At 53.8% G+C, this 26,542-nt stretch carries 5 protein-coding genes; 1 reads left to right on the top strand and 4 read right to left on the bottom strand.

Translation table 11 applies throughout. The features are described 5' to 3' along the window. Positions 1 to 13 precede the first annotated feature (13 nt). On the top strand, positions 14 to 1,402 hold the full coding sequence (locus DYY88_RS14025; protein ID WP_039726777.1) for an alkaline phosphatase family protein: 1,389 nt from the start codon (positions 14 to 16) through the stop codon (positions 1,400 to 1,402). A 123-nt stretch (positions 1,403 to 1,525) separates the two neighbouring features. On the opposite strand, the gene DYY88_RS14020 is transcribed toward DYY88_RS14025, so the two are convergent. From DYY88_RS14020 to DYY88_RS14005, 4 genes are all read right to left on the bottom strand, one after another. Beyond that, a complete protein-coding gene (locus DYY88_RS14020; protein ID WP_052288398.1) occupies positions 1,526 to 4,003 on the bottom strand; it encodes a CapA family protein in 2,478 nt (825 codons plus the stop codon). A gap of 604 nt (positions 4,004 to 4,607) precedes the next feature. Continuing rightward, positions 4,608 to 12,074 carry a cadherin-like domain-containing protein gene (locus DYY88_RS14015; protein WP_039726775.1) on the bottom strand — a complete coding sequence of 2,489 codons (7,467 nt, stop codon included), beginning with the start codon at positions 12,072 to 12,074 and terminating at the stop codon, positions 4,608 to 4,610. A 1,079-nt stretch (positions 12,075 to 13,153) separates the two neighbouring features. Further along, complete coding sequence (locus DYY88_RS14010; protein ID WP_160299544.1) at positions 13,154 to 25,309, bottom strand: cadherin-like domain-containing protein; 12,156 nt, start codon at positions 25,307 to 25,309, stop codon at positions 13,154 to 13,156. Between the two features lie 347 nt (positions 25,310 to 25,656). Then, entirely contained in the window at positions 25,657 to 25,830 is a 174-nt protein-coding gene (locus DYY88_RS14005; RefSeq protein ID WP_207223344.1) for a hypothetical protein, read from the bottom strand. Between the last annotated feature and the right edge of the window lie 712 nt (positions 25,831 to 26,542).

The raw sequence follows: 26,542 nt of genomic DNA, 5'->3' as shown, positions 1-26,542 counted from the left end.
GGTAACCAAGCTAATGCCAACGCCCCGCCTCATCATCATCGGACTGGACTGTATGGAACCCTCGCTGGTGTTCGATCGCTGGCGGGAGGATTTGCCCAACCTGCAGCGATTGATGGCTCAGGGCAGCTATGGTCGCTTTGAAAGCAGCATTCCCGCGATTACCGTGCCCGCCTGGAGCTGCATGATGACGGGGCGGGATCCAGGCGAGCTGGGGATTTATGGGTTTCGCAATCGGCGCGATCGCGGTTACCACAGCATGGGCATTTCCGACGGTAGTGCAGTAAAGTTTCCTCGCTTGTGGGACTGGCTCGGTGACGCCGGCTGGCAAGTGGCCGCCTTGGGCGTGCCCGGCACCTCACCGCCCTATCCGGTGAATGGTAGCCTCGTCTCCTGCTTTTTGACCCCCAGCACCGAGGTGCCCTTTACCCACCCGCCCGAACTCGGCGACCAAATCCGCAATTGGATGCCCGATTTCATGATGGATGTGCCCAACTTTCGCTCGGATGACAAAGCGCGCATTTTAGACAATCTGTTTAAGCTGTGCGACCAACGCTTTACCCTGGCGGAAAAGTTGATTGCCCAAGACCAACCCGACTTCCTCATGCTGGTGGATATGGGGGTCGATCGCATTCACCACGCCTTTTGGAAACCGATGGATCCGCGCCATCCGCAATATGAACCGGACTCTCCCTTTGCCAACGCAATCCATGACTATTACGTCCACGTTGATCAGCGCATTGGGGAATTGCTGCGGGTCTGTGACGACGATACTGCGGTGCTAGTGGTCTCAGACCATGGCGCGCAACCTTTGATGGGCGGGATTTGCATTAACGAATGGTTGATCAAAAACGGCTATCTCACCCTTAACGAGTTCCCCCCTGAGCCCGTGCCCTTAAATGAAGTGTCGGTGGACTGGAGCCAGACTAAGGTCTGGGGCGCCGGTGGCTACTATGCCCGCATTTTTCTCAATGTCAAGGGGCGCGAACCCGAGGGCACCGTTGCCATGACTGATTACGAGCCGCTACGGGAAGAACTCACCGCTAAACTATCCCAACTGACGACTCCGACCGGCGACCCCTTGAATGTCAAGGTATTTCGGCCCCAAGAGATTTACCAAAAAGTGCGGGGTCGAGCGCCTGATCTGATTGTGTATTTTGATGATTTGGCGTGGCGATCGGTCGGTAGTGTCGGCACGGGCGACCTTTATACCGTGGAAAACGACACGGGGCCAGACGATGCGAATCATGCACCCTTTGGGTTGATGATTTTCCATGATCCGCGATCGCCCCAACATGGACAGGTTCTGGAAGGTGCTCAGCTGTACGACATTGTGCCGACCCTGCTGCACCGCTACGGCTTAGAAGCGCCCAAAGATTTGCGCGGTAAGATTCTGAATCTTTAGCGACAGTTTGGATACCATGCAGCTCAGCCAGCAAAAAGGGGCGCAGGCTGAGCGCACACTATTGAAACTACATTGCATAAGCGCCGCACGCCTGCATCAGACACGGCAGTTTTCCAGTGGCACTTACAGAGAAGAGGAGGGATCCGATTGGGCGATCTCGTCCATTTGTATAGCGTCGATGTTCACCGTATCGCCTGGCTCATCGTCATGACTCAGGGGCTCATAAACGCGGGTTTGGGGCAGCCCCGCATTGACATCGGTGTCCATCGGCTTATGCTGCATTAGTTTCATCTCGGGGGTAATCTCCGGCAAAGAACTCATGGGGCCAACTAAGGGCTCGCTATAGGGACCGATGGCATCTTTTGGGGCAGGCGGAGGAGCGGCAGGCGCGATCGCGGGAGGCGATTCCAACGACTTGGGCTGGGCTGCCGGTTTATCGTCAGGGGCAGGGTTCGAAATTTCGACTTCCTGCAGCTCTAGCTTGTCAATATCGGTCGGAGTGGACGGCTGAGGCTTTTCGACCGGTTGTTTGAATTCACTGGGCAGGCGAGACTCCGGCTCGTAAATTGTGTTGGGACTATCTTTGGGTCCCCACTCTTGCAGCAAGTCGTCGGAAAATTCTTCAATTTCGATGTCCAGCTCGTCTTCCGCCTCGAAGGTGGGGGCAGGCTCGACGGGGGCCGTCTCATCGAAGGCGTCCGGTGGCGCGACCTCTGCTTCACCCGTGGGCTCGGGCTCGGGGGCGAACTGAGGGGTCGTTTCGAGGGGTTCATCAACCGTGAAGCCATCGCCATCGGGCGTCACAGGTGCCGCACCCGCGCCAGTGGGCCGCACGTCCAGCACGACTGACGGTGGCATGGGCTCTCGAAATTCTTGGGAAGCGGCGTAAATTTTTTGCAGGATGCGATCGCCCTCAGCGCCACTCACTTTTTGCGGCTGCCCATTTTCCACCTTGACGGGAATCAAATCGACTTTCATTTGTCCCGCGCGAATCGCCACTTGCAACACGGCGGTTTCCGCTGTGGGGTTTTCGGTGGCCTGGGTGTAGACAAAATCGCCGAGGGAATAGGCAATGGGGCGACCTTTATACAGTTCCGCACCTTGCAACTGGTGGGGATGTTGACCGACAACCAAATCAGCGCCCTGATCAATGGCTAATCTAGCCAAGTTCGTTTGGGATTCGGCGGGGGTCGCGGGTGGCTCCGTTGACCAGCGATAGCTCACCACCAACCAGTCCACCTCATCTCGAATGGCCTGAATATCCGCCACGATTTCTTTCATGGTGACGGCATTAACGCCGCCGAGGGTTTCATCAGCCGCCAAAGTAAAGTCACGGTCGTAGCTCAGATAAGCGATCCGCTGTCCCTTGACGTCCACAATTTCGGGGCGACGGGCTTCTCGCTGGCCGCGTCCGGCACCGACACGAAAGACACCGTTGCGATCAAGAGTATCGAGGGTTTCGGCTAATCCTTGCTCCCCAAAGGCAAGCGCTTGTTTGCCTGTCAGGTTAACCAAATCAACGCCGCCCTCTTTGAGCAGATTAATGGCATCGGGACGCTGCCGTTCTAACCATTCTTCTTCGAGCGAAGTGGCTGAACTCGCCAGGGGATCTTGTAGATTGACCATGGCAATGTCCGCCTGGCGATAGTTGGGCAAGCCCGCCAATAATTGACCTTCATAGGCCAGCTGGTCATAGGGCAAGCCGTCTAAATCGACATCGCCGCCAAACAGCAGCGTAATGGTGGGATCTTGAGGCAGCTCTAGGCGATCATGCTTCAGCACGCCCACGGGTTCCAAGGCGGCATTGACGACATTGGGGCGATCGCGCTCGGGCTCAACTTTATAGGCCACCGACGTCGCGACGGTGGTGGCATGGCTGGTCGCCTGATCAGGGGCAGCATGGTCAGCCAGCACCGTATGGGTACCGTTAGGGGTAAAGGTGGGCAGCTGCGGTTCGGCCCCTTTGTTGCGGGCCTCGCGACCAGCAGGCAGGAGGCGATCGCCCGCCTCCGTCTCCGCCCGAGTTTGGAAGGGCAGCGACGGCTCGGTCCGACCCGACATCACGACTTCGACCATGCAGCCAAAAACGAACGCGGCGACGGCTGACCCCGTCAGCATAAAGGCACGCATCGTCTTAATTTGGTCAGCCAGTACCGGCCAGCCAAAGCCTGGAATATTGGGAGTAGAAGCGGTCCGCTGCACTAAAGTCGGGGGAATCATCGCGGAAGTTGCTCCCGCGCCTTGTTCACGCTTCAGACGCTCTCTCAACGCCGGTGTCATGACCCGAATGCGCTGCTGCCAAAGCAGCTTGCGCCCACCAATCGGTCGCGCGGTTAGATGAATGCCTTCAATCAGGGGTGAATTGAGCTGCCAGATGAGGTGACAAACATATTGAGTCAGCGGTTTTTGCAGGGGGGTGCGCTCAAACTCAAGCGTGATTTGAATGCAACCAGGCCGTTTGTCTTGGCTCACCTGGGCATAAATGCCTTCGGGAATGAGCGGCTCATTGAGCCAGAGGGCGATCGCCCGAAACTGCCCAGCAGCCGCCAACACCTTGGTGGACAGACTATCAGCCGATGAATTGACAGTAGCGTTAACCATGCTGTTGGAACTGTTGTAGAGCCAGAGACGAGGGTGCACTTGCTTAAAGCACCCCTAAACATCGCACACTTAAACCTGGCGTCATCAAATTTATCGTGAACGAATAGGTAGAAGCGCCAATGATGATAACAACGATTTCGGAAAAAGAAACGATTTTGTCAATATTTTAGAGCGATTTTGTGGGTTCCCAAAAGGTCACGGTTGAGAAAACTCGTCCCACGCCTATATCAAATATGACCCGCGCCCAGTTTTACCAGCACGCGAGCCAAAGAGACTGATCGCTCTCGAGAGCGATATCTAAAAAAAGCGATCGGGTTTTCTCAGCAGCAGTCCTTCGCTAGAGAACGAGCAGCGATCGGGATAGCCGATACAGCTAGTAAGTGTTTAGCGTGAAGCTCTCCGCCGGGATTGAATCCCCTCTGGGGAGGGGCGTTGGGGTGGGTTAGTCAAGTCATGACCGATATCTGACCCACCCCGCCCTCCGGGCACCCCTCCATCGGAGGGGACCAGCTATTCCGAACTAACGCTAAACAGCCACTACGGCTATCCCAAAGCAGACAAGCTGCCTGCTTTTACAACCATTGGGGTGATTTGATCCTCATTCCTAAGCAAACACGCGCCGCCCCTCAAAGCGGCCGATTTCTTGATAGTGCTGGAAGCCCGTGAAGCCTGGTGTCGCATTCACAGCGGCAGCCACATCTGGGTTGAGGGCCAGATAGCTGTCCTCGTTATACAACGCACTCGGTCGTCGGCCCTCGAACTGACCAAAGTCGATGAAGTGCTCATAAGGATCCGTGCCTGCAGCTGCCACATCTGGGCTATTTCGGAGATAGAACTGCTCATTAAACAGGGCGAGACTCGGTACGCGCCCTTCATCAACCCCGGTCAAAATGTAGTGCTGGAAGGCACTCGTCAATCGACCTTGAGCGACGGCTAGCGACACATCGGGATTGTTCAACAAATAGTCACTTTGGTCAAAAAACGCGCTGGGGTCGCGCCCTTCTCGGTGACCACGGGTCAGGAAATGGGACAGACCGCTGCTGAGCGCCCCAGTCGCCACCGCATTGCGTACGTCTCCATGACGCGCCAGATAGAACGATTCGTTGAACAGCACACTGGGATTGCGTCCTTCGTTAATGCCAAACTGCACAAAGTGCTGATAGCCCGAGGTAAACCTCGAACCCACCAAAGAGGCCACATCAGGGTTTTGACTGAGATAGAAAGACTCGTCAAAGAGCTGGGCCAAGGGCAAGCTATCAATGAACTCTCCTGGGGCCACTGCCGCTGGGTTATCGAGCTGGAGCTGTTGCTCGTAGTCAATAAAGGTGCTGAGCAGACCGCGTATGGTAATGCTGACCGTCGCCGTCGCCGTCGCGCCCTGTTCATCCTGCACGGTGTAGGTGAATTGGTCGGTGGCACTGCGCCCCACTGGCAACAAGTTAAAGGCCCCATTGGGATCGTAGCTAAAGGTCCCGTTGCCGCGATTGACGATTAAGCCCCGCGTGTTCGACGTATCAACATTGATGATTTCGAGTTGCCCTAAGCTCGGATCCGCCTTGAATTCCGGATCAAAATCATTCCCCAAGACGTTCGCCGTGGTGAAGGCCGTGGCTTCATCGGTTCTAAAGCCCGCGCCGCTATCGTTGAGGGCGATCGGGAGATCGTTAATCCCCGTGATGTTGATGTTGACGGTGCCATCAACCTCGCCACCATTGCCATCACTAACGGTGTAAGTGAGCGTTTCGGTTGCGACCTGCCCCCCGATGAGGCTTTGCCCAGGGGTATAGGTCAGGGTGCTGCCATTATTGGTGATCGTGCCAAAACTTGCGTCACTCACACTGCTAATCGTCAGGTTGGGATTGTCATTGAGGTCAATGTCTGTAATCCCAGCCTTGGTAAGGAGATTTAGATCGATCGCGTTGCCTTCGGTGGTGTCAAAGGTCACCAACTCACTCGTGATAGTCGGCGCTTCATTGACGCCATTGATCAACATCGTGACCGTGGCCGTGCTTTCGACCCCGCTTGGGTCTGCAATGGTGTAAGTAAAACTATCGGTGGCAGTCTCTCCCACTGCCAACATCCGGAAAATTTCAGGTGGCGTGTAGGTGATGCTGCCATCAGCGTTCAAAGTGGCGGTCGTCGTATCGGTGTCGTCGAGGGTCACCGGTATCCCCACCACGGCAGCCAGATTATTCAGTTTGGTGACCTTGAGGGTATCGCCATCTTCGTCTTCATCATTGTCGGTCAACGGGCGAGTCGTAAAGGGGGCGTTGTCAGGAGCCGTAAATAACGCCAGATCGTCCTCATCTTCTGGGATCGGATCATCCTTGGCGATCGGGGCATCATTCACCCCAGTAATCGTGACGGTCACCGTTGTGGTGTTGCTGCCGCCATTGGGATCACTGACGGTGTAGCTAAAACTGTCGGTGTCGGTTTCACCGAGGGCTAACTGGAACGCGCCATTGGGGTTGTAGTTAATCGTGCCACCATCGGCTAGGGACACGATCGCTCCAGAGGCCAGCGTAATATCGCCAGTCGCCACAGCTTGGCCCGCGATCGCTGAGATAAAGAGATTGTCCTGATCCCCCGGATCGACATCCGTGTCATTCGCCAAGACATCGCCCGTGACAAAGGCCGTATCTTCATCCGTCGTGAAGGCCGCACCATTACCTGGCCTCGGATCGGGCACCGCCGTCGGCGCATCATTGATGTTGAGGAACTCCACAATCGTGATGGGCACGGCCACGCTGGTAAACTCACCATCGCTCGCGCTGACGCTAAAGCTGGGCTGGACTTGGTCGCCATCATCCACAAACTGCACCTGACCCGCGATCACTTGAGCTTCGGTAAAGCTGGTGACATTTTCAGTGACGACACCATCCACTACTAAGTTGAATGAGCCGCCCGACAATCCCGAAACGGTGATGATCAAGTTTTCAGACGGGGTATCAGGGTCGTCAACCGCGATATTGTCGCCGGTCAGCGTGATGGTCGCCCCTTCGGTCACCGTCAGTTGGGCCTTGCCAATCACCGGCGGGTCGTTGATGGGCACAAAGCTGACGACGTTGCCCGCCTCAGTAAAGGTGCCGCCATCCGCATCGACGACCGTGATGTCAAAGGTTGGCGAAGTTTCCGACCCATTATGCTTAAAGCTGACTTCGCCCGCGTTGAGCAACGCCTGCGTAAACTCGGTGATCGGCTGAGCGGCGAAATCAAAGAACTGGCCCCCCACCACATTGCTGACTCGGAACAGCAGATTGGGCGCTAGTGTTTCGGGGTCGGTGGCGGCCAGATTGATGACCTCAGGCGTATCAGGATTGTTAAGGGTGAGCCGCTTACCTTCTGTAATGGTGAAGGTATTGATTGTGATGTCGGGGTCATCATTGACCTTGTTGAAGGTGACCGCAGCCGGAGCGACGGTGGTGCCATCAACTTGTTGATCGGTCACCGTGACGGTATACGTGGGGGCAATCTCGTCACCATCATCTTTAAAGGTCAGTTCACCAAAGGCGATCGCGGCCGCAGTGAATTTTTGCTCTGGGGCCAGTAGCGCCCCATCCAAGAAGAACTCGCCACCAGTGACTGCCCCAATTGAAAAGCGCAGTTGACTTTGTGAGTTGTCGGGGTCCGTTGCCGCCAGATTCGCCGGGGTGACGGTGACCTCGCCCCCCTCAGTCACGGTCAGGGCATTGGCGGTCAACGTCGGGGCATCGTTCACATTCTCAAAGGCCGCAATCACCCCATCAAAGGTGATGCTGTTGGTCTCGTCACCGGGGGCCAGGGGCGTGTCTTCCACCTTGAGCGAGAACGTGGGAGCCGCTTCTGCGCCGTCCTGCTTGAACTGAATCAAGCCTGCGGTAATCTCGGCCTGGCTAAAGGTGCCATCGACCGGAATCGTCGTCGCCGTGTCGTCAGGATCGAGATTGCGCCGCTGGAAGGAACCATTGGTCGTGGCAACGACGGTGTAGAGGATATCTTCCGGCGCGGTTTCTTCGTCGGTGGTGCGCAGATTATTTTCGGTCAGCGTCACCGTTTGCCCTTCGTTAATGGTCAAACTGTTCTTTTCCACCACGAGGGGATCGTTCGTGGCGGTAAAGCCAATTTCCAGCGTTACCGGAATCGTAATCGGCTCGCCAAATTCTGCGGGGAAGGCGTCGGTCACGGTGGCACTGATGTCGGCAATCGTGTTGGAGCCACCGTGGACAAACTTCACCAGTCCGTCGTTGACTTGAGCCTGGGTAAACGTGACTTCGGGCCCCGTTTGCAACACACCATCGACTTCGAAGCCGTCGGGCTGTTCGGCGTCGTTATCGGCAATCGTGATTTTATAGGTCAAATCTTCGGGGCCGCTCTCGCCTTCGTCATCCAACGTGAGCAGGGTTTCTGAACTCAGAGTGACGGTCTCGCCCTCAGTGACCGCAAAGGTGCTCACCTGCACCTCGGGCGCATCATTAACGGGGATAAAGTCAACGTTAGCGGCGACGGTGACCGTTTCGCCGGCGGCATCTTTGACGGTAATGTCAAAGCTGGGGACGGGGCTGCTGCCATCTTGCACAAAGGTGATTTCCCCTTGGTTCAAGACGCTTTGCGTAAACTCGGTGATCGGTTGCGCATTAAAGTCTACGAACGAACCGCCCTGCACATTGCTCAGCGTAAAGACCAACGCCGCCGCCGCCGTTTCATCATCCGTCGCTGCCAGATTCACCACGCCTGGTGTGTCTTTGTCATTCAGCGTTAAGATGCCGCCCTCGGCGATTGTGAAGGTATTGACGGTGATTTCAGGGGGATCGTTGACGGGGTTAAAGGTGACCGCAGCATCGCCAGTGGTTACGCCGCCCTCAGGGTCGAGCACAGTCACCGTGTAAGCGGGCTTAGTTTCGTCGCCATTGTCCGTAAACTTCAGCTCTTTGAGCAGCAGATCCTGCGAGGTGAAATTGGCCCCTTCGACCAACGGTTGGCCATCAAAGGTAAAGGTACCGCCTTGGACGTTGGTGATATTAAATCGGAGTTCGCTGGCCAGGTTGTCAGGGTCGCTGGCCGCCAGATTATCCGGCGTGAGAATGACGGAACCACCCTCATCGATTTCGATCGCGTTCGCGGTCAAGGTGGGGTCATCGTTGATATTTTCGAAGGTAATCTTGCTCGCGATCGCGACCTCATTCACCGGGCCGCCCGGCTCTAGCGGCGTATCGACCAGGCTGAGTTCGTAGGTGGGAGCCGCTTCTTCGCCGTCATGCTTGAACTGAATCAGTCCACCATCGATATCCGCTTGGGTAAAGGTTTGCCCGACGGTCAGTTTCGTGGCCGTGCCCAAATCCAGATCCCGCAGTTCAAAGTCACCGTTGGTCACAGCCTCAATGGTGTATACCAGATCCGCTGCCGCCGTGGTCTCTTCATCCGTGACTTTTAAATTATTGGGACCGAAAATCACCAAACCCGACTCATTAATCGCCAGGCGATTGTTGACCACGACGGGCAAGTCGTTTTCCGCTTGAAAATCGACGTTCAAGGGCACGGGGGGCGTCGTAATCGGCTCTCCCTCGGGGAAGGTATCCGTCACGCTGACGGTTAGCGTTGCGATGCTGTTGGAGCCGCCATGGACAAACTGGACGAGCCCGTCGTTGACCTGCGCTTGGGTAAAGGTGACTTCTGGCCCAATCTCTCTGACGCCATCCACCTGAAAGAAGTCAGGATTTTCGGCGTCGTTATCGGCGATCGTGACGGTATACGTCAAGCCTTCAGGAGCGCTTTCCTCGTCTTCAGTCAACAAATTGTCGGCGGTCAGGGTGATGCCCACCAGATTGTCGGGGTTACCCTCGGGCACCGTCAACGTATTATTCGTCAGGACTGGAGCATCGTTGGTGGCGGTAAAGTTGATCTGCCCATCGGCGTCGGTGATCGCGATCGCATCTTCGCCATCACTCACCGCCAGGCTAAAGGTCGGCGCATCGTTCGAGCCATCATGCTCAAAGACGATGACATCCCCAGCGTCAATGTCGGCTTGGGTAAAGGTGGTCGCCACTGTCGGCTCGCCACCGGGCTCCGTCGACAAGCGCAAAAACTGTCCGCCAGTCACCGCATCGACGGTGTAAGTGATGTCGGCAGCCCCCGATTCTTCGTCACTGACGGACAGTACTGCATCCGTGATGGGCACAGTGCCTCCCTCAGTGAGGGACAACGCCAGGGGCTCCAAAACAGGTAGATCGTTCAGCGGTTCAAAGGCGATATTCAACGACACGGGAATCGTATTCGCATCGCCCCCGACTGCCGTATCGGTCACGCTAATGGTCAAATCGGGCTCAAAATTCGAGCCCCCATGCACCAATATCACCAGTCCGTCATCTATCTGCTTCTGTGTAAACGTGACTTCGGGGCCGAGTTCCACTACGCCATCGATGATGAAACTATCGGGCTGGTCGGGGTCCAAATTATTGATGGTGACGGTATACGTCAACTCTGCCGCTGTCGATTCTTCGTCAGTAACCGATAGATTAGCCGCAGTGATGAGCACCATCTCCCCTTCCGGCAGAGCCAGAGGACTTAGATCATCCGCAATCTGGGGCACATCATTGTTCGGCAAGAAGTTGAAAATCTCACCACCAGCAATTACGACAGACTCGCCGCCTTCATCGGTCACAGTGAGTTCAAAGCTGGGAGCTTGTTTATCACCAAAGTAGTTAAAGGACACCAAGCCTGCATCAATGTCGGCCTGAGTAAACGTTAGCGTCGGGCTGGATTCTCCAGTGTCAACATCTTCCAGGAGAAATTCACCAGCTGCTTCGTTCGGTGACTCCGTTAGATCCGTCACGGTGTAAACCAGGTTGGCCGCAGTCGACTCTTCGTCCTCAACACTCAAATCGTTGTTGGACAGCGTGACCTGGGTCTGTTCAGCCAAATCGATCAGCGCTGAATCCACATTGGGAAACTTGACGATGGGCACGTCGTTGACCGGGGCAAAGGTAATACCGTCACCCTGACTGATCGCGCCGCTGTCGGTTTGCACAAGATCAGGATTCGGAGCAGCCGTTGCCGACACTCGGCCAGAGTCGCTGACCTGCACGGAGTAGCTGGGAGCCGTATCGGTCGCCGGATCGTTAACAAACTGCACCAGTCCGTCGCTCACCTGCTGTTGCGTAAAGCCCACCGGGGCTTGCCCGGGGGCCGCCAACACGTCTACGACACTGCCACCAGGAGCGTCGAGCAGCTCAAATCGTCCGCCCGCGATCGCGGTAATTGTGAAGGTGAGGGTCGCGTCATCCTCTTCCACATCAGTGGCCGCCAAATTAGCCGCTGTGATGGTGACGGTATCGCCTTCTGATAACGTCAACGTATTCGTCGTCAGAGTCGGCGCGTCATTGACCGGCTCAAACGTAATATTGCCCCGGATCGACTGGCCAATGGGCAACTTATCAAAGCCCTCACCCGGCAAACCGCTATCCACCACGCGCAGGCGATAGGTGGGCGCGAGCTCGCTGCCATCATGGACAAATCGAATCAGCTCGTTATCAACATCGGCTTGGGTAAACGCATCGTCACCCACCCCTAAGTCAACGAATACGCCATCTTCTAACTTCTGAAATTTACCGTTGGTGACCGACTGAATATCGTAGGTAAGCTCGGCGGCTGTTGATTCTCCCTCCTCATCAGTCACTAGGAGGTTGACGGTATCCCCAAGGTTGAACACGACGGTGCCGCCTTCGGCGATCGTCAGCGCATTGGCCTCAACATCGGGAGAATCGTTCACCGCGTCGAACAATACCTGCGCGAGATCTGGGGCAGACACATCACCGTCATTACTCGCGATGATGTTGTAGCTGGGGGCAAAGTTCGAGCCGTCATGCTCAAATTCCACTAGCCCCATATCCACATCATCAAGGGTGAAACTCAGTGTGGGCAGGCCATCCAGCAAAAAGGTCCCCGCCAATGAGCCCTCAGACGTCGGCTCAACTGTGATGAGAATTTCATCCAGTGCCGCGTCCCCTGCAGTGGCATTCAAGTTGTTCAGCGATAGTGTGCGGGTATTCCCTTCTTCAATGCTGAGAATATTGTTCTGGATGATGGGTATAGCCATGGGATTCACTCTTGAATTTCAATGCAGTGGAAGATTTAACTCGATTTCGATCGCAGCCTTTTAGGTGACTATTCGCACACAATCAACGCTCATAAAAATTCACTCAAAAATTAGATCACCTAACAAACACCCAACAGTAGACTCAAATTACTTGTGTGTAAAAAGCCACATAAACTCTAGCTCAACTTTTAAAAAGTGAGCGGCTTTGAGCACATAAATTTTATGGAGCGCAACAACTCAGCAATAGTAGTTTTTCAGCGATCGCAGAATTTGAAGTCGTCTCTAAATATCAGGCCAAACCAAATATCGGTTCCCACCTAAGGCAGATCATTTTCGTAACTATCTTTCTTGAGACTGACAGAGTTCGTAGAGTTGAGTGCAGCATCCTGCAATAATTAACACAGTCGAAGTAGCCCTAAAAATAGGCCATTCATCAAATTTGGCACTGTAGAGAAACGTGACAAAGTCTATAGATATAAGCTCTGCCAGGCTTTCCCTAAAGTCATTCAGGCTACCAGGGCCTTCGGAAAAATAAGGCTTCCATCATTACAATCGGCATTACGGGCTGCCATAGCGTTCGTAATGGTATTAGCGTGACAAGTACTCAAGCAAGTATTCGCATAGCTTCAGCTAAAGCAAATTTGCTTGATCAGACATCAACGAGTGAACTCACGTCGTCACAAGAAGTCACGCCGTTTCGCAACCTTAGCTCAACCTAAATTGGTCAAAAGTCATTTTATTTAAGACTGCAAAATCAACAAAAGACGTCATCGATTGCTTGCACTTTGGCATCAGGTCAAAGCGATGAGTCGCTATTGCCGATACGTCTCTAAAGATCGTCCTAGATCTTTACCAAGAACTGAACAGGATCGACCGTAATCATGATAATGATTTATCTACAAAAATCAAGTTTAGTATTCAGAAAAGGAAGTCAGAGTTGTGATGGTGGGGCGATCGCTTACCCATAAAAGAACATTTCCTCACCACCAACATGGCTGAATAAGAATGACCCAGCCCCGCCAATTATTAAAAGACGAGTCTGGGTCGTGGAGTCGTTTTGACGTTAAGCCCCTACCCCCTTAAACGGGCAAGACAAACCGTCCTTCAAAGCGGCCCGCCGCTTCAAAATGCTGGAAGCCATTGGGCAGGGCTCCAGAGTTGATGGCGTTAGCAACGTCTGTGTTAAATGACAGGTAGCTCGATTCACGATAAGCCGCACTACCTCGTCGCCCTTCAAACTGACCAAATTGTTGGAAGTGGTCAAATGCTCCTGCTCGGGTAACGCCCGCCTGTACTAATTGAGGATTCGTATCCAAATAGTACTGGGCATCAAAGAGTGACAACGCGGGCAAGCGATTTTCATCCACCCCAGCAATGACGTAATGCTGGAAGGCACTCTGAATCGCCCCACTATCTACGGCCCTATCTACATCGGGGTTGTTAAGCAAGTAATCACTCTGGTCAAAGAAGGCGCTGGGGTCTCGGCCTTCGCGGTGACCAAACTGGAGGAAATGCTCCAAACCACTTCTGAAAATACCATTGTTGACCGCCTGACGCACTTGCGCATTGTTCGCCAGATAGAACGACTCGTTGTAGAGCACACTGGGGTTGCGCCCTTCACTCAAGCCAAACTGTACAAAGTGCTGGAAGCCAGAACTAAAGGGTAAACCTGGGCCGACAACAGCCGCAACTTGTGGGTTTTGATTGAGATAGTATCGCTCGTCGTAGAGCTGGGCCAGGGGAAACACGCCGAAGGTATTCCCCGGTGCCACGGCATTCAGGTTTTGGAGTTTCAGTTGCTTCTCATAATCGAGGAAGGAACTGAGCTGCCCGGTAATCCGAATGCTGACGGTAGCGCTATCAGTTGCCCCCTGAGCATCTTCAATGGTGTAACTAAAGACATCATTGCGAGTTTTGCCCACTGGTAGCGCATCAAACACCCCGTTGGGATCATAGGTAAAGGTGCCATCGCCCCGGTTGACGAGTAAGCCTCGCAACCCAGTCGTGTCAACACTCTTTAAGGTGATGGCTTGGCCCTCAGGGTCAAAGTCATTGGTTAGCACATTACCGGTTCTAAAGGCCGCTGACTCAACTGTGCGGAAGCCAGAGCCACTGTTGGCGACGGCAACAGGTGGGTCGTTGACGCCTGTCAGGGTGATTTTCAGCTCGCCATCGACGGTGCCGCCGTTGCCGTCACTGATTGTGTAGGTGACCGTATCCTCTTTAACTTCGCCCCCTAAGAGATTCCCCGTTGGGGTATACGTCAGGATGTCATTGGTGAACGTGACCGTACCGAAGGTGCCATCGCTGGCGTCACTAATGGTAAGCACATCGCCAAAATCGACATCCTTCGCTCCCGCCGCCGTCAGAAGGTTGAGGTTAAGCGGGCTGCCCTCAGTCGCTGCCGCAGTCAAGCTCGCCGTATCCAGAGTAGGCAAGTCATTTACCCCCTCGATCGCGATCGTCACCGTACCAATAGCTGTTTTGCCATCAGTTAAGTCAGGGTCATTGTCATTGATCGTGTAGGTAAAGGTGTCTGTGCCGGATTGCCCGACTGCCAACGCTTGGAAAGTTGTAGATGTCGTTGGATCGTAGTTAATCAGGTTACCAACAATTTCAACGGTAGCCCCTTTGGTGGTAGTGACCGTCCCCGTTTGACCGTTGATCTCAGTGACCTGCAGGGTGGTGCCGCTGTCGTCAGTGTCATTCGCGGTCACATTCAGCCCAGTCAGCTTCGTATCCTCATCGGTAGTGAAGCTATTCGCAACCGCTACCGGCGGATCGTTGACCGGAATAAAGGTGATATTGCCACTCGCAACAGAAACGTTGACCGAGTCAGTGCCATCAATGCCGTCACTGACCGTCAGCGTAAAGCTCGGGGCCACCTCACTATTTTTGTCCGGCTGGAAGTTGACCAAGCCGTCGATCACGTCTTTTTGGGTGAATGTGCTGGTCGGATCTAGCGCCGCAGTGGTCAAGTTAAAGAGCAAGAACTGGCCACCTGTGAGGTTACTGACGGTGTAGGTCAGCTCCGCATCGGTATTGTCCGGATCCGCGGTAAACAGGTTGGCGTTGGCCGTATCGAGGAGATCAAGATCGAGTTCTAACAGCGTCCCTTCCACAATGGGGAAGTTAACGACTTTAATCTCAGGCGCATCATTCACCGGGAACTGGGACAGGTCAATGGTGGCCGCTTCGGGTGCCGCCAGTGCCAAGCCCTCACTATCAATCACGTTGACCTTGTAGCTGGGCGCATCTTCGTTACCGTCATCTTTGAAGGTGAGCTCACCTGCAGCTAACTGCGCAATGGAAAATTGGCCAAAGCCATCGCCACCATCGACAACGTCTAGCGCTACACCATTCAGGAAGAAGGTGCCGCCCACCACATCAGAAATCTCAAATTTGAGTTGTGTGACCAGGTCTTCGCGATCGCTCGCAAAGATATTGTCAGTGGTCAGGGTGATCTCCTGTCCCTCAATCGGGCTCAGCGTATTCTTCGTGAGCTCTGGCGCTTCGTTAGCCAACTGGAACATAGGAGTGACGGATTGAGTGAGCGTATTGGCCCCGGTACCGCCATTATTGTCTTGCACCGACAGCGTAAAGGTCGGTTCTAACTCACTGCCATCGTGAACAAAGGTGACCCGATTGTTGTTGATGTCATCTTGGGTAAAGGTCGTCGCATTGCTGCCACTCACCTGGAAGTTCGCATTGGCAATGCTATCGACGGTGTAAACCAGCTCTACCGGATTCGTCGTTTCTTCGTCTTCGACAAAGATCTGCACCTCAGGCGGATCCGCCAGCGGATCTGCAACTCCACTCACGACATTGATGGTGCCACCCTCGACCACCGTCGGGAAACTAATCACAAATGGATCAGGTGTCGGCGCATCGTTGACTGGCGTGAAGTTGAGCGTAAAGTTGACTCCGGTCTCGATATCAATAGCGTTGACCGTGGAAGTGACATCACCAGGCACCACCTGGTCTTTGAGCTGTAACTTAAAGGTCGGCGCGGCATTGTTGTCTACCTCAGCCTGCACAAAGGCGATTAGCCCATTGTTGACGTCGGCTTGGCTAAACGACTCCCCAACATTGAGCCGCGTACCGTTTCTGGTAAAGAATGCATCTTCCGCATCGGTCGCCCCATCGGGACCAACGCTGATGATCTCGTAGTTGAGATTCGCAGGGGCCGTCTCTTCGTCTTCAAACAGCAGGTTGGCTGCCGTGATGGGCGTACCAGTGCCGTCGTCGATTTCGGTGAGGCTGAGCTGGGCCGCCTTGAGCACGGGCACATCATTGATGGCGGTCAAGGTGCCCTCGTAAGTAGCGGTCGTGCTGCCGCCCTCGTCGTCAAAAACGGTCAGCTCATAGCTTGGAACCACGTTAGAGCCATCGTGGTTGAAGACGATGTCGCCATTTTCAACCTGCACCCAGGTGAACTTGTTATCAGCGATCGGGGTATCCGAGCTGGTTGACAGGGCAAAGAAGCCACCTTTCACCTCAGCAACTTCGAACGTCAAATTTTCTTGTGCGGTTTCACCCAGTTCATCCGCCGCATTAATTTGATCCAGGGTGAGGCCGAAAATGCCATCTTCCTCGACAGTGAACGTAAACTGTGCCAAGTCATTGGCCGTTTCTAGATCAGTCGCCGGAATCGGCCCATCGGGGCTGATCAACGTGGGATTGTCGTTCTCACGATTGAACGTGATATCGGCAGCTTCCACGCCGGAAGTCAGTCCCGTGCCTCCAGCATCTTTGACCTCGACTTTGTAAGTCGGCGCATCGTTCGAGCCGTCATGTTCAAAGCTGACTCGCCCCTCCACCACATCGCGCAGAGTGAAGTCCCCATTAACAGCAGTTGAGTTATCAACGGTGAACGTGCCATTGGTCTCGTCTGTGATGAAGAATTCCAGGTCGAGATTGGGCGAATCTAAGTCTTCGGCACTGAGATTGCTGGTGGTGAACTCGACCGTTTGCCCTTCGTCGATGGTGAGGGCATTGATCAGCAACTCCGGAGCATTCGGTAGATTGGTAAAGGTGCCGCCATCAGTGACGTCCTTAAAGACCACTTCTAAGGAAGTGGACTGGACGGGTGCGGGAACGCCATTGTCGCTCACCGTAACGGTGTAGCTGGGCGCGAACTCGCTGTTGTCATGCTGGAAGGCCACGCTTCCCAGGTTGAGGTCTTGCTGCGTAAAGGTATCGTTGACGCCTAACGCCGCACCACTCAAGAAGAAGGTGCCTTTGCTAACAGCATCAATGGTGTAGGTCAGCAGTGCCGGGTCACCAGTGGTGCCATCAAAGGTTTCTTCATCCACAAAGCTGAGCTGAGTCGCTCCATCAATGGTGACTTTTTGGCCCTGTGAAATCGCGAATAGTCCTTCCGTTGTGCCGGCTGCCAACTCAGGGGCGTCGTTGATCGGCGTGAAGTTAATATCCGCATCACTGGCGACAGAAACTCCCTGAGGCGTGCCATTGTCTTTTGCCGTCAGCGTATAGGTGGGAGCGTCGTTACTGCCGCCTTGCTTAAAGGCGACCAGTCCGTCAATCACCTGCTGTTGGCTAAAGGCATCCACCGTATTGGTCGCAATTTCAGTCGCGAAGGCACCGGAGCCATCGTCAATAAAGAAAGAGCCATTGGCCAGGTTCGTAATGGAGTATTTGAGGTTGGCAGGGCCACTTTCTGGATCAACGACTTTGAGGTCACTGATGGTCAGGAGCACCTGCTCATCTTCACTGATGGTCAGGGTATTCGTCGTAATTGCCGGTGGATCGTTAACGGGGACAAGGGTCGCAACGTAGTTTTGTAGATCGGTGCTAGTGCCGTCAGTGACTTCGAGCGTAAAACTGGGCTGGGTTTCGGTGCCGTTGTGCTTAAACGCGACCAGTCGATTGTCGATATCAGCTTGAGTAAAGGTGGTGATTGGGGTACTGGTATCAGTCGCCAAAGCAAAGAACCCGCCCACAACATTGGTTGCCGTGAAGTCTAAATCTTCGGGCAAGGTGTCGGTGTCGCTGGCAAAAATGGCCGCATTCACCGCTACGTTGGTCGCATCAAGGACGAGCAGCGCCCCCTCGGTAATGGCAAAGGGGTCATTGCCCAGGTTACCGGGCAGATCACCATCGGGAATCAGCACAGGAGCATCATTGACCGGAATCAGGGTGACGTTAATCGTGGATACCGGAGACGTTTTGTCGGCTAAGGCCGCACCGGCGTCGGCTCCGATATCGGTCACGGTGACATCGAAACTAGGTGCTTTATTGTCGGTGGGGGTTTCGCCCGTGTCGTCGTGGGTAAAGGTGACCGTTTCTTGAATGATGTCTAGCAGCGTGAAGGTCGTCTTATTGAAGCTACCGTTGACCACGTTGGAGACTGTGAATTCAAGATCCAGCGCTTTGGTTTCAACATCGATCGCGCTTAAGTTGGCCGTTGTCAGAGTCACCGTGCTGCCTTCGGTGACAGTCAGGTTTTTGTTGACCAGTTCGGGCACGTCGTTCACTGCCGTGAAGTTAAAGTCTTCCGGCGCAACAGTTACGGTGACCTCTTCATCAATGGGGGCACCGTTGTCATTGAGGGTGACCGTAAAGCTAGGGGCGGTTTCGCCACTGTGCAAGAAGGTAACATCGCCATTCTCGACATCCGCTTGGGTAAAGGTGGTGGCGTTAACGCCGTCGAGCTGGAAAGTGCCGTTGGTGGTGGCATCAACGGTGTAAACCAGATCGGTTAGCGGTTGCAGTCCAGCTTTCACCTCAGCATCAACGACCTTGAAGAAAGTGTCCGTAATGGCCAGGGATGCATCTTCAGTGATCGGAATGTTCGTTGCTGGGTCGAGCGTCAGCTCTGGAGCATCATTGACCGGGGTAAAGGTGATGTTGGCATCAACCGGAGCTAACGGAATGGGCGTTGGATTCACGCCAGCCCGATTATCTGTGACTGTGATGCTAAAGGACGGCTCAATTTCACCTTCGTATTTGAAAGTGACGTCGCCATTGATGATGTCTTCGAGGGTGAAGGTCGTTGCAGGGGTGCCATTGACAGCAAAAGCTGCGTTAATCTCGCCATCAGTATCGATTCCCGCGACCGGGTTGCCGGTGTTGCCCGCAACCGTGATCTCGATTTCGCTGTCGAGACTATCTACATCAGTGATATTGAGCACGTCGGGGGTAATGACCAGCTCAACGCCTTCGGTAATGTTGAAGACGTTGGTGGTGATCTCGGGCGCATCGTTGACGCCATTGACAGTACCGCCGCCTGTAGCCGTCGCCGTATTGACGCCATCGGTGACGCTGATGTCGTAGCTCGGGGCAGTTTCGGTGCCGTCGTTTTCAAAGAAGACGCGGCCCAAGTTAATGTCGTTTTGGGTGAAGGTGGTGACTGGATTAGCGTTGCCAATGATGAAGAAGTCGCCACCCTGCACATTGGAGACGGTGAATTGGAGGTTGCGATCGTCAAAGTCGCCATCGGTCGCTTTGATAATTTGCCGCGTGATTGAGACATTACCGTCTTCATTCACCGTAATGTCTGGCAAGGTACCGTCGGTAATGGTGACAAAGCCACCCGCACCGTCCGGCTCTTGGAAGATGGGCGTATCGTTGACCTCGGTAAAGGTCACATTGCCCGCTACCGTGACCTTCGCGCCACCCGCGGCATCTGGGTCAAGGTCATTGGCCGTGATGCTAAAGACAGGGGCAGTTTCACCGTCATAGAGGAAGGTGACATCACCCGCTACGATATCGGAGCGCTTGAAAGTAATCCCGTCTGTCGCATCAGTATCGCCCGCAAAGATAAAGCTGCTGGCATCGGCACCCGTAATGGTGAACTCAATATCGGTGCCAGGAACCGTAGCATCGACATCGATCGCATCCAACACCTTCGTCGTAACCAGCAGTTCTTCCCCTTCCGTCACCACAAAGTTATTCTTCAAAATCGTGGGCGGGTCGTTGACGAGTCCTGTCGGGTCAAGGATGCCTTGAATGGTTTGTGGCGGAGACGATAGACCTCCGCCATCGGTCACGGTCACCGTGTAAGCCGGTGGCACTTCGGTGCCGTCATGCTGGAAGAACACTGCCCCAGCGTTGACCTGTGCCTGGGTAAAGCTGGTCTTGACTTGACCGCTAACAATGAAGTCGCCGCCTTCAATATTCGTCAGGTTAAAGGTCAGGTTAGCGGCCCCTGATTCTTCATCCCGCGCCCCAATGTTGACGCTATTAACGGTAACTTGTCCGCCTTCATCGACGGTGATGGGAGTCAGATCATCTGAATCCGTATCATCTAGCGGAGTGCCATCTAAAATCGGGGCGTCATTGACCGCAGTGAAATTAACAATGTTGCCTGCTGCCGTATCTGCCAGCGGCTGTAAATCCGCAACTTTAATACTGAAGCTGGGCGCGCCGAGATTATCGGCGTTTTCATACAAGAAGGTGACGTTGCCTTGGAAGACATCTGAAAGCTTGAAGCTAATGCCGTCGGTGGCATCAGTATCCCCAGCAAAAATAAAGCTGGCAGCATCCCTACCCGTAATCGTAAAGGTGAGGTCATTCGGGTCAGGGTTATCTTCGTCAGTCGCATTTAACACGCTGCCATCGACTAAGAGCACCTGATCTTCCACAACGGTAAAGTTATTGACCGTGATTTCGGGCGCATCGTTGACTGCCGTAACAGTGCCACCGCCGATGGCCGTAGCGGTGTTGACGCCATCGGTGACGCTGATGTCATAGCTCGGATCAGTTACGGTGCCATCGTTAACAAAGAGCACCCGGCCCAAGTTGATGTCGTTTTGGGTAAACGTGGTAACTGCATTGGAGCTGCCTACCAAGCGGAATTCGCCCCCCTGCACATTCGAGACAGTGAATTGGAGGTTGCGATCGTCAAAGTCGCCATCGGTCGCTCGAATGATCAGTCGATTGATCGCGACATTGCCGCCTTCTTTCACCGTAAAGTCAGGCAAAATGCCATCGCTCGGCTCAAAGACGACTGGCGTCACCGCAGGATTAACTGGCTCTAAAAAGACTGGCGTGTCGTTGACTTCAGTAAAGGTGACATTCCCCGCCACAGTGGTTTCAGCGGGAGTGACATTCGGGTCTTGATCATTCGCCGTGATGCTAAAGACGGGGGCCGTTTCGCCGTTGTAGAGGAAGGTGACCTCACCCGCCACAATATCGGAGCGATTGAAGGTGACCGTGCTAGCGTCATTATCCGGGTCAGTATCTCCTGGAAAGATAAAGCTGGTAGCATTAGGGCCGGAAATCGTGAATTGGATGTCAGGCGCAGGAGTAGCCGCATCGACATCGATCGCATCCAACACACTGGTGGTAATGAGCAGTTCTTCCCCTTCCACCACGTTAAAATTGTTGACCAAAATCGTGGGCGGATCATTTACGAATCCAGCCGGATCAATAATGCCTTGAATGGTTTGTGGCAGTGACGATAGCCCATTACCGTCGGTCACGCTAATGGTTGCAAGAGGGGCAATTTCAGTCCCATCATGGCGGAAGGATACAGCTCCGGCATTCACTTGTGCCAGGGTAAAGCTCGTCTTGACCTGACCGTTGACAATGAAATCGCCACCTTCAATATTGGTGAGCGTAAAGGTCAGATTAGCCGGGCCAGATTCTTCGTCAGTGGCGCTAATGAGGGCATTCGAAATCTTTAGCTGCCCGCCTTCATCAACCACAAAGTTGTCGATCTCAACAACATCAACAGTCGCCGGGTCATCAGTACTCTCATCGAGGACCAGTTCTGGGGCGTCATTGACAGCCGTGAAATTGACAATGTTGCCCGCCACAATATCGGTCAGTGGGGTAGGCGTGGTGTCGTCAGAGACCGTAATGGTAAAGTTTGGCGCACCAGTATTGTTGGCGTTCTCATACAGGAAGGTGACTTTGCCCTGGAAAACATCGTCCAGCGTGAAGTTATCTTTTGCGCTGACCGTGGTGCCGTCGTTGTAGAAGAAGCTGCCTGAGTCAGTGCCTGTAATCGTGAAGTTGAGATTGGCAGGCAAGGTGTCATCATCGATCGCATTCAGCACATCGCCCGTGACTTGCAGCACCTGATCTTCCACCACGGTGAAGCTGTTGACGGTAATGTCAGGGCGATCGGCAACCGGCGTAATCCCGACGTTGTAGACCAAGTCTTCAAAGCCGCCATCGCCATCAGAGACCTGTAACGTAAAGGTATCGTCGTTAAAAGTCGCGCCGTCACCATCTCCGTCATAGTTGGCATCAGGCGTATAAGTGAGATTTCGGACTCCATTACTCGGGCTTGTGCCGAGTGTCAGTGTTCCGTTGCTCGGGCCAGACACAATTTGCCAGGTCAGCGTATCTTGAGTGCCGACATCGCTCGCTTTGACGGTGAAATTAAACGATTTATCTTCGGTGACCGGCCCCAGGTTAGTCGGTGATGCAGCCGGATCAACCAGCGTCGGGCTGACATTTGCCACCTGAATCTCGGTAGTAAAGTCGTCTGTGGCTCCGGCCTTATCGGTCACCGTAACCGTGACATCATAGGTCCCATCGCCCTCATCCAGATAGGTATGAGTCAGCCCGGCAAAGGAAACCGTCGTCTGATCCGTATTCGTAAAGATGGTGACATCCGTGTCATTGAAGGTTTCGACTGTGCCATCACCCCAGTCCACCGTGATGGAGTGGACGTCATCGAGATCGACCTCAGTGGAGTTATCAATATCATCAAAGCTACCGCTCAGCGTGACGGTGTCGCCTTCATTAATGCTGCTGACATCGGGCGTGACCGTCAGATTAATCGGCGCATCATTGACCGGGTTAACGTTGACACCGATGCTGGCAAACGAGATGCCGCCGTCTTCATCGGTGACCTTCACAATAAAGTTGTCGCCCCCAAAATAATCAGGGTTAGGCGTATACGACAAGGTTTGCGTGTCACCCGTGCCGCTGGTCACAAAGCTAGCGGTGCCCTGAGTCGGAGCAGTATCAATTTCCCAGGTAAAGCTCTCAGAGCTAATATCTGCAGCGGAAAGGGTAATAGTGCCTGTAGCGTCTTCGTCAATCGTGAGGAAGCTGCTGATCGGACTCACTTCAGGCGGCGTGTTTTCAATAATGATGGACTTGGTGGCGTTCGCGACTTTGCCAAAGCTATCAACCACGGTGGCCGAGATCGCAACGGTGCCATTGGTATTGAACACATGGCCCGTATTAAAGGAATAGGTATTCGTCGCCGCTTTGAAGGTTAAATCCGACGAATTCAAGGTGGTTGGGGCGGTGCCATCATTCCAGTTGATGGTGACAGTAAAGGTGTCCCCGACGTCAGGATCGACAAAACTACCACTGAGGATGATGGAGTCGCCTTCATCAATGGTGGCCGCCGAAGTGGCCAACTTGAAACTGGTCGGCGCATCTGCAACTGGCGTGACGTTGGCAGTGAAGTTAATCGTACTGGTGCCGCCATCACCATCGTCAACCTTGATGGCAAACGTTTCGGTGCCGTTAAAGTTGGCGCGCGGCGTATAGGTAAAGAACTGTGTTGCCTCGTCCCCACCCGGGTTGATGACGAGGTTTCCTCCTGCTGATAAGGGGGGTGTAGTGAAACTCCACGTAAAGGGATCTAACGCCCCAGCCGGATCGGTAGCGGTGAGAAAGAAACTCTTCGTGCCGTCTTCCGCCAATGAAAAGGTTTGGCCAATAGATGGTGTGACCGTGGGAGCCACATTCTCCACTGAGATATCAAGAGTCGCTGAATCCGTCAGGCTGCCGGAATCAGTAACCGTGGCCTTAATGAAGCCTGCAGTAAAGGCAGTATCGTCGGCATAGGCATGAGAGGCCGAAAACGCACCAGTGCCATCAGCCGCCACTGTACTAGTGGTGCCATCGCCCCATTCGATGAGCACGGTTGAGGTGTCGCTGATATCAGGGTCATCAACTTGCCCTGTCAGAGTAAAGAGTTGCCCCTCATTTACAGTGCCTGCTGGCACACTCAGGCTGGTAATAGTGGGCGCCTCATTGATATCAGTCACCTGCACAAACACCGATTCGGTATCGGTGTCAGCGCCATTAGTCGCCGAAATAGTCAGCTCATAGTTTTGCGGAAAGGCTTCAAAGTCGAGGTCATCGGCATCATTAACGGTGATGGCCCCAGTCGCACTATCGATCGCAAACACCAGATTGCCATCGCCGTCATTGTCAAGATTACCGCTGGTGATCGCCCACGTATCCACCGTCACGGCAGGGTCAACCAAGTTCACCTGGTTGTCGGTGCCATCGCTGGGGGCAGCACTATTGTCTTCGGGAACGGTAAACAGCTGCGCCGGGGCAATCTGCGGTGGCACATCGAGCTGAATCGTGATGCCAGTGGTATCGTTGGCCGTCTGTTGAAAGCCTGTGCCATCAACTGCAAAGTAGTAAATCACCCCATTTTGCGCTTCAAAGCTGACGCTAGTGGTGTCGCTACTAGAGGCGCTCAGATCATTGGCAATGGGGGTCAGACTGCCGAAGGTAAAGGTTGGATCGGTGGCGGCGATCGGGCTGCTATAGACCGCTAGCACAGTGCCGATAGAGCTCCCAGCCGTATTGATGTTCACCAGGCCATCGACGTTGGAGGTCCAAGTCCACCAGACGGAGTCGTTGGAGAAGGTGGTCGCCCCTGGGGTGGCATCGTGAATCGGCTCACCGACTTGATTATTGGCTAGCGCGTTGCCGATCACATCAGGCGTCCCTGGAGTGAGGGCGATCGCATTCTGAATATCGTTGTTCGCAGCTAAGGTGCCGGGATAGGCGGCAGCGGCAGCAGCGGTGAGGAGTTGGCGCCGCTCGACTTCGCCCCAAAAGGCATCAAGGGTCCAGTCGCCGCCGCGAGCGGCGTGGCCGAGCACGTGGGTAGAAGCAGCAATATTGGCGTGGGTCAGGGTGTGGATGGCGGCCAAAAACTCGGCTCCGGCATCGCCCGCAGCGACTCGGCAGCCGTAAAAGTGGATATCCTGAATGGCAGTTTGAGCTGTCCATTGTTGGAGGCGATCGCGATACTGAGGCAGCGTTGACAAGCTCAGCTCAGCATTGCCGAGCGAGAGTCGCCCTGGCGCACCGTGCGCCACCACAAAGACTTCGGTCGCAGTCGGGTGAGCCTGTAGGGTAGCGGTGATGTAGGCCACACCATCGACATCGGGAGGCAAAATCAAGGTTTCAGCATCAAGAGCAATCCCAGCAGCTAGCTGCAAAGGAGCCTCAATACTTGCATCAACAAAAACAATAGACTTCGTTTTATTCGCCATGATTCGCATCCCAAAAAAATCTACAACCTGCACACCGAATCCACTCTTTTTAGTCAAACACCTACTCACTGATTTCAGGCATCATGCTGACCAAAGTGTATAAGAGGTTTCTGCAAAGATCACACCAAAAATCACACCCACACACTGCTTTTGCGACAGAGATTTTCTCTAGCGACTGCCCCACACTGATGTTTTAAAGCCAACTTGACCCAAGAGTTGCGGCGACAAATCAACACCAAGATGACTCTCACCTATTGGCCAACAACGAGGAAACTTTTAGGGACAACATCGCTCAACACGTCCGAAAAAGCACTCAGCACGTTCTCCCAACCCATCTTGCCCTTACATCAGCTTAAACATTCAGCGTCGGCCAGAATCTCGCCCTCCCATTTAGCGACGATCACCACAGCCCTCGCACAAAGGGGAATTCGCAAACCACCATCAACATCAACCCTGACTGCATCAACGGCACCATTCATCCAAAACTCATAAATACCATCAACACCCGTGAGGATACCCACGATGTTATTTAAAACACTCACCACTTGCCGCCTTTTGTTACAAATCCTTTTTTGGAAAGTGCGTATTCAGAAAAAAAGGATAACTGTCTAATTTTTATTAGGCAGTCAACGGCGCATTTTTGTCTTAAATAGATTGAGAGGGGTCACAAGTGTAGTTCAGCCAGAAACAATTCCCGGAAAGTTTTAACAGACCGTAACAGAAGGCTGCGTGGGCTATTTCATGACGTAGCGTTTTTTTGCAAAAAGTGATTGTTCGAATTTGCTCTGACCATGAATGTTTCAGGGATGAGGGAATTTAAACATTTCTAGCGTTTTTTTGCGACTCGGTAATGCCGCCACGATGAAAACAGGCAGTCAAAGATTATTAGCAGATTAAAAGTCGGCCATATTGAGTGAATTGATGATGGGACTGTTTAGCGCTGTTTACTGATAGTGACTGATCGTTTTTATCATGGTCAAAAGATGGCACCGATAGAGTTTTTTCGATTCGATTCGGCTCGTGAGACTCTAGATGTAGGGCTTAGTTTGGCGACTTCGAGCTTCGGTTAGGGTCAGGGCAGAAACAACCGTGAGGTTGTAAGTAAAGCGCCCTAAATATTCAAAGCTTTTGTAGGATGGGTTAGCGCGTACGTGTTTAGCGTCGATTTAAGCAGCGCGATTTTGCCGCACCATGGCTTGGGCGACTTGTTCGATGAACGAGTCGCCTCGTTGT

The organism is Leptolyngbya iicbica LK, from assembly GCF_004212215.1.
Lineage (GTDB): Bacteria > Cyanobacteriota > Cyanobacteriia > Phormidesmidales > Phormidesmidaceae > Halomicronema > Halomicronema iicbica.
Note: the sequence above shows the minus strand (reverse complement) of the source record. Positions and strands in the feature narration are given on the sequence as shown.